This is a genomic window from Porphyromonas sp. C0041D3 (genome assembly GCF_056590575.1).
The window spans coordinates 55605-67128 of the sequence record NZ_JBWPWJ010000007.1 but is presented as its reverse complement, the minus strand read 5'-3'; the positions used below and the strand labels follow the sequence as shown (position 1 = coordinate 67128).

General features: G+C 44.9%; 10 protein-coding genes and 1 tRNA gene. 7 read left to right on the top strand and 4 right to left on the bottom strand.

The window, feature by feature from the left end; all coding sequences use genetic code 11:
• Window positions 1-50: 50 nt before the first annotated feature.
• From AC1EKE_RS06400 to AC1EKE_RS06370, 7 genes are all read left to right on the top strand, one after another.
• Window positions 51-138: transfer RNA gene (locus AC1EKE_RS06400), tRNA-Ser, on the top strand.
• Window positions 139-271: 133 nt separating this feature from the next.
• Window positions 272-1099, top strand: a complete 828-nt coding sequence (locus AC1EKE_RS06395) for a MotA/TolQ/ExbB proton channel family protein (RefSeq protein ID WP_296164336.1) — start codon at window positions 272-274, stop codon at window positions 1097-1099.
• A 6-nt stretch (window positions 1100-1105) separates the two neighbouring features.
• Entirely contained in the window at window positions 1106-1606 is a 501-nt protein-coding gene (locus tag AC1EKE_RS06390; RefSeq protein WP_480308725.1) for a hypothetical protein, read from the top strand.
• A 24-nt stretch (window positions 1607-1630) separates the two neighbouring features.
• A complete protein-coding gene (locus AC1EKE_RS06385) occupies window positions 1631-2224 on the top strand; it encodes an ExbD/TolR family protein (protein WP_480308724.1) in 594 nt (197 codons plus the stop codon).
• A 25-nt stretch (window positions 2225-2249) separates the two neighbouring features.
• Complete coding sequence (locus AC1EKE_RS06380) at window positions 2250-2726, top strand: ExbD/TolR family protein (protein WP_288966201.1); 477 nt, start codon at window positions 2250-2252, stop codon at window positions 2724-2726.
• Between the two features lie 358 nt (window positions 2727-3084).
• Window positions 3085-3474, top strand: a complete 390-nt coding sequence (locus tag AC1EKE_RS06375; protein WP_480308723.1) for an ISAon1 family transposase N-terminal region protein — start codon at window positions 3085-3087, stop codon at window positions 3472-3474.
• Window positions 3443-4474, top strand: a complete 1032-nt coding sequence (locus AC1EKE_RS06370) for an ISL3 family transposase (protein ID WP_480308722.1) — start codon at window positions 3443-3445, stop codon at window positions 4472-4474. Before AC1EKE_RS06375 ends, AC1EKE_RS06370 begins: the two co-directional genes overlap by 32 nt.
• A 10-nt stretch (window positions 4475-4484) precedes the next feature.
• Here the strand turns inward: AC1EKE_RS06370 and AC1EKE_RS06365 are convergent, their stop codons facing one another.
• From AC1EKE_RS06365 to AC1EKE_RS06350, 4 genes are all read right to left on the bottom strand, one after another.
• Entirely contained in the window at window positions 4485-5510 is a 1026-nt protein-coding gene (locus tag AC1EKE_RS06365; protein ID WP_480308721.1) for an IS3 family transposase, read from the bottom strand.
• Window positions 5511-5518: 8 nt separating this feature from the next.
• A complete protein-coding gene (locus tag AC1EKE_RS06360; protein ID WP_480308720.1) occupies window positions 5519-5932 on the bottom strand; it encodes a transposase in 414 nt (137 codons plus the stop codon).
• Window positions 5933-6219: 287 nt separating this feature from the next.
• Window positions 6220-8340 (bottom strand): Eco57I restriction-modification methylase domain-containing protein, encoded by a 2121-nt coding sequence (locus tag AC1EKE_RS06355; RefSeq protein WP_480308719.1) that lies wholly within the window; start codon window positions 8338-8340, stop codon window positions 6220-6222.
• Complete coding sequence (locus tag AC1EKE_RS06350; RefSeq protein WP_480308718.1) at window positions 8327-11350, bottom strand: Eco57I restriction-modification methylase domain-containing protein; 3024 nt, start codon at window positions 11348-11350, stop codon at window positions 8327-8329. Before AC1EKE_RS06350 ends, AC1EKE_RS06355 begins: the two co-directional genes overlap by 14 nt.
• Window positions 11351-11524 lie beyond the last annotated feature (174 nt).

Sequence of the window (11524 nt, the reverse complement as noted above, 5' to 3'; positions counted from 1 at the left end):
CAGTCCGAGAGGGATAAATCACTGGAGGGGAGGAGATCATATATAATAATGGAGAGATGCTCGAGTGGCTGAAGAGGCACGCCTGGAAAGCGTGTAAACGTCAAAAGCGTTTCGAGGGTTCGAATCCCTCTCTCTCCGCAAAAGGGGGTATCCTTGCTACAGAATTAGGCAGAGGAGACTAACCGAAAGTACCTCGTCAGGGCTGAATGTAAGCGAAACCACCTAAAGATATTGTTTTACCAAAAATCACTAATCTTAAAAAGAACTTACAATGAAAAGATTTCTAGTAAGCATCGCCTTGGCCGGTCTTATGACGGTGGGGTTTGCCGGTGCATCTTTTGCACAGGACGAGGCTACGACCGAGCCTGCGGTTACCGAGCAGGCAGCTCCCGCTGTAACTGAGGCTGAGACTCCCGCTACGGAAGTACCTGTGGCTGCTGAGAGTGAGGGTTTCCACCAGGCACTTAAGACTAAGTTTATCGAGGGTGGTCCTGGCTTTATGGCCATCATCTCTCTCGTTATGATCCTCGGTCTGGCATTCTGCCTCGAGCGTATCATCTACCTGAATCTTGCCGATACCAATAGCAAGAAGCTCCTCGATGAGATCCGTGCCGCCCTCGATCGTGGTGACGTCAATGGCGCCCTCGCTATCGCTCGTGACACTCGTGGTCCTATCGCCTCTATCGCTTACCAGTCCCTCCTCCGTATCGACCAGGGTCCTGAGGCTGTAGAGCGCGCTATCACCGCCTATGGTGGTGTACAGGCCAGCCTCCTCGAGAAGAACATGTCTTGGATCACCCTCTTCATCGCCCTCGCACCGTCACTCGGATTCTTCGGAACGGTGATCGGTCTTGTACAGGCCTTCGATACGATCGAGCAGGTCGGTGATATCAGCCCTACGGTCGTTGCCGGTGGTATGAAGGTCGCCCTGATCACCACCATCTACGGTCTTATCGTAGCGATGATCCTCCAGGTGCTTTACAACTATATCCTCTCTCGCTATGAGAGCATCCTGAGTGATATGGAGGACGCCTCCATCACCCTCGTGGATTACATGATCGATTTCACAAGCAAGCGCGGAGTACAGCATCGTATCTAAACCATCATGGCAGTAAAGAAAATTCGTAAAATATCGAGCACTGTCCTGATCGTTCTGGCTCTCATCGGCGTCGTGGCCTTTGGCATGACCGTCTTCGGCGGTTACATCGACCCTAATGCTGAGTACCCCGAGCCCATCTACACCAATGTACTCCTCTACACGGTGTATGGTATGACCGCTCTTGCCGTCTTGGCAATGATTGTCTTCGGAATCATCGGATTTGCTCAGTCCTTTAAGACCAATCCTAAGGCAGCTCTCAGCGGCCTCGGTGCGCTCGTGGGACTGATAGTGCTCATGGTCATTGCCTACTTCGTGGGTAGTGATGCTCCACTTCGCGTGGGTGTGGATGCTCAGCAATTCAACACCCCGTCTTGGCTGAAGCTGGCTGATATGTGCATGTTTACCATCTATGCACTCATTGTGATTAACGTCCTCGCACTGGTCGTGACCTCGTTCATGTCTGCAGGACCCAAGCAGCACGCATCAGCATCTGAGAAGAAGGCTTAAGTAACATCGTAAAAGAACAATACTATGGCAGGAAAATCAAAGAAGGTGCCCGGCATCAATGGGTCCTCGACTGCGGATATTTCTTTTATCATGCTACTTTTCTTCCTTCTGACCACCTCTATGGGATCAGATAAGGGTATCGCTCGTCAGCTGCCCCCTGCACCCACCGAGGATCAGCAGGACGTCATGATCGACGTCAATAGGCGTAACATGCTGCGCGTACTGGTGAATAGTAATGGTCAGATCCTTGCCAATGGCGAGGTGATGACGATCGAAAAGCTCAAGCAGAAGGTGAAGGACTTCGTGCTTAATCCCACGAACGACCCGACCCTCCCCGAGCTGACTCCGGAGGAATTCCCCTACATTGGACAGCAGATGGTGACGAAGAATCACGTCATCTCTCTGACCAATAACGTGGATACCAAGTACTCCGACTATATCGCAGTGCAAAACATCCTCACAAAGGCTTACAATGAGCTGCGTGATGAGATGGCGCAGAAGCAATGGAACAAGCACTTTGAGGATCTTCCCAAGGAGTACCAGGAGGTACTCGTGGATCGCTTCCCGCAGAAGATCTCTGAGGCTGAACCACGTGAGTACGGCTCGCAGAAGAAATAATCTTGAGCAGAACTAAAGAAGTAGTATGAGTAGATTTACCAAAAAAGGTGAGAAAGAAGTTCCTGAGCTGAACACAATGTCGCTCCCGGACCTGATCTTCTCTCTGCTGTTCTTCTTCATGATCGTCACCACCGCACGTGAGGTGACCCTGAAGGTGCAGCTACGTCTCCCCAAGGCTACCGAACTTACCAAGCTCGAGAGAAAGTCTTTGGCCACCTTCCTCTACATGGGTGTTCCGCTGAAGCAGTACCAAGCCAAGTATGGTACGGAGGCTGCTATCCAGCTTAATGATAAGTTTGCATCGCCTAATGATATCTTTGACTTCATCGCACAGGAGAAGAACTCCATGTCTGAGGCTGACGCCCAGTACATGACGACGATCCTGAAGATCGATGGAGACACAAAGATGGGTATCGTAACAGAAGTCAAGCAGAAGTTGCGTGAAGCTAACGCACTTAAGATATTCTACTCCAGTGTACCTGATACTGAGCTAGCTCAGTAAGGGCATATGGAGCCGCCGGAGCCAGTCTTCGGTCAGATAATTAGTCTTACAGCAGGGATCTCTCTTCGCCGAGAGGTCCCTGCTTTTTTTGTGCCTTTTTTTCCAGTCCCAGCAGGGCTTTCGGATGTGCGGACTGAGACAATCCTAATACCGATATTAGAGATCACTAATATCGGTATTAGTCTTCTCTAATATCGGTATTAGATTTCTCTTGTAGGGGTCGTACTTGTCAGCCCTGGACCTTAGGCAATTGGCTCCCTGGCTAATTCGCATTTTGATGTGCTGGGACGGGAGGGGAAAAGAGATTACCTTTGTTGAGGAGACAATGGATAATAGATGAGGAAGTTGTTAAGAGGCTATGGAAACAGCAGAGATAAGGGAGCTGGTATCGGCATTTGTTCCGGAGGAGATCCTTCGCGACTTTGAGCTGAGAGAGGTGAAAAAGGAGTGCGGGGTCTACCGACTCTATATGGACGAGAAGGACGATGAGAGCCATTATCCTCCGGAGCTGACGGAAGCCAAGGAGGTGGTCCGATGTGGCTACATGAATCCCTGCGAGATCCAGACTTTTCCCATAGCCGGTCGCGAGGCATTCATCTACATACGCCGCCGGCGGTGGAAGGAGAAGGGTGGTCGAGAGTCCTTTTTCAACACCTATAAGTACACGATCGAAGGGATCAAATGCACACCGAAGTTCGGTGCTTTTTTAAAAGAAATTGGTCGAGGGGAAGCCGATAAGCATTGGTAATATCGCCTATGTCCTCGGGACGGATGCGAAGCGTCTTGACCGGTGGTACAAGGATTACCTGAGTGGTTTTCGTGAGGCAGAGCGGGACGGCAGGATCGGTCAAGACGACATCGAGGTCCGGCGAGAGGGAGGACGAGAAAAGATAAGGGTGCCGATCCTCAAGGAGTCAAACGTAGGCTCCTATATGGCAATCGACGAGAAGACGATCGACGGCGTCTGCTACACGATCATCAGCAACCGAGAGACGAACAAGATCGCACTGATGGCGGATACACTCAGGACCTCTGAGCTTCAGCAGATCCTATCAAGGTTTGCGGTCAAGACCAAAATGGAGGTCAGGAGTGTGACTCGGGACATGGCTCCGAATTACGACTGGCTGGCGAGGACGACCTTTCCCAACGCATATCAGGTGGCGGACAAGTTTCACGTCCTCCGTGAAATCCTTGAGCAACTCCAGAGTGTCCGAATCCGCCACCGACAAGCGATCCTTGCTCTTGAGCGGAAGAAGAATAAGACGGTAAAAGAGAAGCTGACCCTGCAGGAAAAGTTCTCCAACGAAGACACTCTAAAGCAACTCCTACACCGCTCGAGAGGTCTCCTTTTCAAGCGCAAAACGGAGTGGACCGACGACCAAAAGGAGCGGGCGAAGATACTCTTTAAGCAATTCCCCGAGGTCGAAGAAGCCTACAAATACTGCCTGAAAATCCGGAAGTGGTACGAGCCGATCCGACCGCGGTACAGCGATCGGAAGTACAAGATAAAGGAGGCAGATCTTATGCTCATCACCAAGGAAGGGATGGAGAGTGAGGTGGAGGAGATACGCAATATCGCCAACTTCCTCAGGTCAAACTCCACCCCCATCCTGAGATACTTCTACCGCAGGGAGAGCAATGCCAAGGCGGAGGCTCTCAATCAAAATCTGCAGCGCTTTGTCAGCGTCAACTACGGAGCCAGAAACACCGACTTCTTTCTCTACCGAGTCGCCCTCCACTTCTCCTGACTCCCTCCCCTCAACCAAGGTGATCTCTCACCCCTCCCCGTCCCAGCACATCAAAATGCGAATTAGCCGGAGAGCCCCCCCCCTTTGGGGGTGAGGGCGGGGCCTCTCCCAAATCCTTCCCATTGGACAACAGGGGATTAGGACAGTCGGGCGGCAGCATTTGCATAGGCGTTTTCATCCCAATTGCCCGATGGGGACGAGCTGTATTGTAGGTCATAACGCTCGTCTCGACAGCTGACTTAGCTTGCTTAAAGTCAAGTAGTTCGGTGTCGTACAAGAAGTCGTTCTTCAGTGTCCCATTCAGCCGCTCTGCCATGGCATTATGGAGAGGATCTCCGGTCTGGGTCACGCTGGTTATGATACCATACTTCGCCTCTAACTCGGTCATTTCCTTTGAGATATACTGACATCCGCGGTCACTGTGGAAGATCAGTCCCGCAAGTGGATATCCGTGCTTTGTAAAGAAGTGTATGGACTGCTTTAGAGCATTGAGGGGACCCTCTGTCGAGAGGGTCTTGCGGAGGTCAAATCCGGTGATGATCCTGCTGTAGGCATCCATCGTAAGCGACAGATAGACAAAGCCTTCAGATGTCTTTACATAGGTGATGTCGGAGACCAAGAGACGGCAATTGTCAGGTGCGATGTACTTTGGGATCGTATTGACATGATCCTCAAAGCCATGATTCACAACCCCTCTTGTCGTCCGAGGAGGGCGCTTCTTCTTGGTCTCCCTCAAGAGCATGTTATTGGCATCCAGGAGCTTGGACAGCCAGTCTCGATCCACGGTGAAGATGTCACGGAAGTATTCATTTGACAGCTTGTGGAGTACGGTCACACCCGCCCTTGGCAGCCGCTCTCGCTGTCGTCTGCAAAAGTAGAGTACAGCGCTTGCTTTGGTGGACTCATCGTAGCCCTCTGTGGCGAGATGAGCAGCCTGAGCTCTTACTCTATTGTAGTAGTCCTTTCTGCTGACGCAGAGGTATTTGCAACACTTGCTTACACCGATTGAGCGACCGCTGATGTTCTTATCTTTCATCTCGCCCACTAGTCTGAATCGTTCTTTTTTTTTAGATCAATATGATACTTGGAGGACAGGTAGTCCAAGGACGCTTTTTTGATCGCGCACTCAATTTGTGCCTCTCGAAGTCTTACCTTAAGCTCCTCACACTCACGCTCTTTCTCGACAAGCTTACGCTCGATGTCGCTGATATTCTTACTCATAACCTGCTCTCTGATTTGTTTTGGGGTTGTGATCCCAAAGGTACTGATCCAGCGGGATATGGTTGTAATCGGCACATCGTGACGCTTACTTAGTGATGCAAGAGTCTCGCCCGTACATACCAATTCGCGCAAGACTTTTAATTTAAACTTGTCGTCGTAGCTCTTCTGTTTCAGACCCGTTTTTTGGCTCTTCCGAGAGGTTTCTCCCGACTTTTTCGCTTCATTCTTGTTGCTCATTTTTTCTCCTCTATGTGTGTACTTTTCTAGGACACTACATTACCTCAAGTCACATTGTGGGGTAAGGGGATATTGTAGGCAGAAGTAGGTGCTTCAAGTTCAAATCATCTGCAAATTCAGTAATGAGAGGACATGTAAACGCAATGAGGACGTTCAAGGGCTTAGTTGCGGATTTGAGGGTTAGGACTCATAAGCGTTAACTAGTAGACTACAAACCCACTGACTTTTTGCAAAAGCGCTAAAAATCAGTGGGTTGTTTTAGACTTTAATCTACCTCAGATGAATTACTAGTAATTATCAAGCAAATTTTCAATTGTGGTATCTGTAAACGTGCGCCAGATATGAAGATCTGTAGGCTTGTAATCATCATATAGTTGGCAAACATACTCTATTTCGAAAACCAAACGAAAATCGTTCTTGTCTTCTCCTAATTGCCCTTCTTTACGAGTACCAACTCTTGCAATCTTTATTAGATACAGGTCACGAATACCTTTACCTTTTAAGTAAGGCATAAAGTAGTATAACTTATTGAGCGCAACCGATGAAGGAAACTTCTCGCCTGTATAGTAAATCTTTGCTGACTGACTTAGATACTGCTCAAAGTTATCTTTCTTGACAAGACCAATAAGTACATTCTTAGTCCTATCAATGGTCGGTTTGCGTGAAGAGGCAACATATTCAGGTATAATATCCTCTCTTACCGTAAGGTTTTCGACGATATTATTGTCTTGATATTGCTCAAAGAGATCTAGAAAATTGAGTTGGGAATACTTTGTATTCTTCTCTGTCTTAACCTCTTTTATACCAAGAGTCTCACGGCTCAGACGTCTTCCCATAATCTTATGCCAAATAGAACGAGCCGTTTGAACTTCCTCCATGCTAAGCCCCATACCTTCATGAAGAATTATCCTGTCGGTATAGTCAAGAATCTTATCAGCAGATTTCTTCTTGCGAAGCATCTCGTCAATCTCTGCAAACAAGGTCTCATTTTCAATGCGATAAGGCATATAGATACCGCCAACTTCACTTGGCATCAGTTCAAGACATCCTCCACCGAAATTGCGACCCAGTATTTCTGCAAACGTAAATGATAGAGAATTATAGTAACTTGCTACAAATGCTTTCTTATTAACGCCTTCATTGATAAAAACTCGGTGCATGGTATCTGTTGTGTAAGCATTCGCATCGTTCAGCACAAATTTAGGATACTGGTTGTTGCGTCGAAGGAAGAACGCATCGGAAAGTTTAATAGATGGAATGATATACCATTCGTCACGTATTCCTGTTTTGTAACCTTTGTGTACCTCTCCCTTTTCTCCATTTTCAATGTAAGCCTTTATTCCATCGTTACCGTTCTCTTTTATTCCAGATGGGAAAACTAGGAGGTATGCCTTTGCTCCTAAAGCAACATTTGCTTGCCAATCTTTCTTTGTAAAGCAAAGACTGTTCACCTGTACACTTCTACCAACCATAGGTTTTGCAAACTCTTGGAGATTATAAAGCGTAACTATTGATTCAGGCACAGTAAAGTAGTCATTGGCACCAGTAGTGATGCCAACCTCAACTTTGGCATACGAAGAGATTGAAGGCATATTGTGTTTTACCTTCTCCAGCAATTCCAGCTCTTTCTTTTCAAGGAAATAGTATGTCCACTTGTCGGTATGGAAATCTATTTTCTTTGTGGGAAATTCCAATCTATGAGGATCGAGCGTAAGCAAGCCTTCAGCATCCTTGACTTCTATGTGTTCAATCAGATGCTTATTCGTTCCATTTTTTTCGCATAAAAGCAGAACAACTTCTTGCTGAATTTCCTCAAAAACAAGATTCTCAAAAGAGATGATATTTATCTTATTGAATTTTTTTGCAAGATAAAGTCTTAACTGTTGAGCATATTTGACCATAAGGAGTTCTGAAGGAATAACAAATCCCATCTTACCTGTATCAGTCAACAGTTGACTACTGCCTACCACAAAAGTAACCCAAGCATTCGTCAGCTTTGTCCTTTTTAACTTAGAACGCTTAAAGATTTCGTCTGCAAGTTTCTGTTGCGCAGGATCATAATACTGATAACGGATGAAAGGAGGATTACCTACCACCAAATTGAAACGCTTATTCGTGTCAAGACAGAAGCGATGAAAGTCAGCATTTATGACTTCGGAGTCATGCAAGGCTATAGCTCGTGCTTTTTCTGCTTCACCTGCTTCATATTCAACAGCGGTAACTCTTTTGTATAGCATATTATCGTTGGCCAGGCTTTCCAAAAATACACCGTCACCACAACTTGGTTCAAGTATGGAAGAATCGGTGCTGCCGTTAATTCCCCATTGCAGGATGAATTTGGCTATAGCTGGTGGTGTATAATAAGCACCTCTCAACTTTTGGTCAGTTGCATCTTCAATCAGCTGCATATTGTTCTTTAATCTTAGGAATTAATAATACTTCTTCATTAGTCATGCTGTAAAGCATATTGATGTCATTCTGTTGCTCTTGTTTTAGAAGTTCAAATTGACGTTGTAATGGAATAAGACTCCTGCGATTCTTTTGAGCCTTACTAATCTTATCGCCCAGTTCAATGAGTTCTCTTTGTCGGTTAGCAATACCATCGTGAGCTTTACGCTCATCGGGGTTTGTAAAATCTATCTCACGGATAGGTATTTGCTTTAATACCTTGGTGCCGCGAGCAATATAACCGCCACGGAAAATCTCCCCATAGAGTGACGTAAGCCATTCGCCCTGTATTGAACCTAATATAGCTTGTATGTAGTAGATTGAATACTGACTATCAGAAGGTACACTCACAAGACAATAACCAGCAGTACCACCAGATGATACTAAAGTACCCTTGTTGTCAATAGCATATTTATCTGATGTTTGAGCTAATACACCTACAATCATTTTTTCGGCTACCTCACACGCTTCAAGGCTTTGGTGTCTTCCGTACCGATACCATTCATTTGCAGTTGTCGGTTTTGGCTGAATATCCCTTTTGGAATTATCTAATACAGGTTTTGCTGCCATAAGGAAAGCATAGAAAAGAGGATATCGTTTCTGTATCGAAACAAGCGGAATCAACTGTAGATGTCCGTTACTATCCTTTTCGTATGGGAAGAATACACGAGCATTTGGCTGAAACGTACGATATGTACTCAATGCATCTATGCCCTGAGATGTCTTGTAATAGGGCTTTGTAACAACCTTTTCAACTTCATATTCATTACCGTCAAACGCCTTAAAGGTATATGTTGTACGAGTCTCTGATGTTGGCACAAAAACATAAACTTTATTGGCACTTGTCTGTATTCCGTTGAAAATATAATCATCACCTACAAGATCTCCAAGTGATTGTGTATTTGCTGTTACCGCATTAAGCAGAGGCAAAAGTTGATCAGTACACAAGACCCACGTTCCAGCATTGATAGCAGTCGATGGGCGATTGCAAAACTTATATGCATTAGCATTCTTGACTCGCCAACCGATGAAATCACTTACTTCTGAGTACTTGAAAGTATCATGGTGAGCTTTTTCTAATATCATAATACAAGTATATGTTGACTTGTCTGAAAATACCTGATGAGCACCAAATGAGGTCAAGATCTTAAGATAGGCATTGCTAGAAATCAGATTGCGAAGCTCCTTTGCTGCCCCAACTTTCATGAATTTACTTGGAACAATGTAACCTAAGCAACCATGCGGTTTCAGCAGATTCAATGCACGCTCAATGAAGAGGAAATACTTGTCGTATTGCTTATATGCACTTGTATATCTATTGCCTTTCTCATAGAGCTTTTTCTCCTTAGGAGTGAATGCCTTTATATCCTCTGTTTTCATGTAGGGAGGATTACCTACTATCAGGTCAAATGATCTGTTATCAAAATCAAATGGGTTGATTTCAAGAGCATCATTAGCAGGTACATCAGCGGTACTCAAAAGACTATTGCCATAGAAAATGTTTTCTGACAGATTTGGCAAAATAGGATGAAAAGTACATAAAGAGTTTACATCCTCATCTTCAAGAAGTTTGAGAAGCAATCCAAATTTACAAGCTTCGACAGCATTGAAATCTTTATCAACACCATAGACGCAATTTACAAGAAGATTACGTTTCGTTTCGTATGGCAACTTGAATGTATCAATGCTTGTCTGAATCAGTTTGCTACGATCATTATCTAGATAGTAGTCTAGCAACGAATCATAAAGCAGCTGATATAATTCTAATAAGAATGCACCTGAGCCGCAAGCAATATCAGCACACTTTAAGGCGTTGATTTGGTTAGCATCTTTACCTTGAATTATTTCAGAAGCTGTTTGGCGTAGTATTTCACGGACAACAAAGTTGGGTGTTGTAACGATGTCACGCTCAGCATTCTCTGGCTTCTTTATAATCCTAAGCTCTCCATCGACTACGGCAAGTTTTTTTGCAAGGAATATCTCATAGATTCGACCAAGAATATCTGATGAAAGAACAGAAAACGAGTATGGGCTCTCGGGGAAATAGAGCTGACGGATTATCGTCCAAAATGATGATCTGATATTTCCGATTACATCTTCAGAAATTAATTCCTCAAACAGTCCAGAGTTGTACTTATTGTCAGCCTCCTTGAATTTGGCTATCAATTCCTTATGACTGTTGCGATCAGCGATGGTAAGCAGCCGTTGGTATGTTTCGATATTTCTATCTTCACATACACGAAGGAACAAAATCTTGTTGATGTAGCTCTGAACTATATCACCAAGATGATCTATCTCCATGTCAGGAATATAGGAAAGAATTTGTTGACCAAGCATCAAACGCCATTGGTTGATTTGTTCCAAGAAGAGAGAATCAACAGACTGATGAACAACATTCAGTTCAATATCATTCCAAACTTTATCAAAGTGTCCACTGTATACGGATTCCTGACCGACTAAATCAATAAGCTCTTCTACAGCATTCTCATAGTCGGTAAAATGGTAAGCTTTTACGCGTGCTCTAGTCAAGGTGTCAGCATCATCAACTTTATGTGAAGTATCATAGATATACAAGTCCTCAAAATTTGAGAGGACTGAAATCTTAAGGTTGGCTGTATATCCATAACGTCTAACCTGTTTTGCTGGATTATTGTCAGTGCTGATGTCAACACAAGGTTTCTTGGCTTCTAAGAAGAACTTACGCTCTCCGAAAAGGCGGAATGTGTAGTCTGGTTTCTTTGAATAAGTAGACGCATTTGCTTTCAGAGATTCTTCCAAAAGCACCTCACGCTCATTCGTCTTTTTGCCAGATGTATTACGAATATCCCAGCCTAGTGCCTCGAACAAAGGGTCAAGAAACTCATTTCTTACTTGAGTTTCATTGAATTTGACTGTTCTGTAAAAATCACGATTTGTCTCGTACTTCTCTACAAGGCTATGTATTGTATTCTTTATTTTTTGAATATCCATGTTATTTGTCTTTAGGGCAAATAATCCTTGAAGCTTTATTGTCCCTTAATTCCGCAACACTATTATAACTTAAGCTTTTTTGAGTACCTGGGCAACAAAAAAGTTGCTCTGGATTCTGCCATGTCAGAATTTTCACTTATCTTAGTGTTGCAAAAAAACAAGAGAATCCAACGA

Excerpts from the sequence above, each read along its gene's own strand:
- AC1EKE_RS06395 (WP_296164336.1), top strand. The coding sequence starts at position 272 with ATGAAAAGATTTCTAGTAAGCATCGCCTTGGCCGGTCTTATGACGGTG.
- AC1EKE_RS06385 (WP_480308724.1), top strand. The coding sequence starts at position 1,631 with ATGGCAGGAAAATCAAAGAAGGTGCCCGGCATCAATGGGTCCTCGACT.
- AC1EKE_RS06355 (WP_480308719.1), bottom strand. The coding sequence starts at position 8,340 with ATGCAGCTGATTGAAGATGCAACTGACCAAAAGTTGAGAGGTGCTTAT.
- AC1EKE_RS06365 (WP_480308721.1), bottom strand. The coding sequence starts at position 5,510 with ATGAAAGATAAGAACATCAGCGGTCGCTCAATCGGTGTAAGCAAGTGT.
- AC1EKE_RS06380 (WP_288966201.1), top strand. The coding sequence starts at position 2,250 with ATGAGTAGATTTACCAAAAAAGGTGAGAAAGAAGTTCCTGAGCTGAAC.
- AC1EKE_RS06375 (WP_480308723.1), top strand. The coding sequence starts at position 3,085 with ATGGAAACAGCAGAGATAAGGGAGCTGGTATCGGCATTTGTTCCGGAG.
- AC1EKE_RS06360 (WP_480308720.1), bottom strand. The coding sequence starts at position 5,932 with ATGAGCAACAAGAATGAAGCGAAAAAGTCGGGAGAAACCTCTCGGAAG.
- AC1EKE_RS06390 (WP_480308725.1), top strand. The coding sequence starts at position 1,106 with ATGGCAGTAAAGAAAATTCGTAAAATATCGAGCACTGTCCTGATCGTT.
- AC1EKE_RS06350 (WP_480308718.1), bottom strand. The coding sequence starts at position 11,350 with ATGGATATTCAAAAAATAAAGAATACAATACATAGCCTTGTAGAGAAG.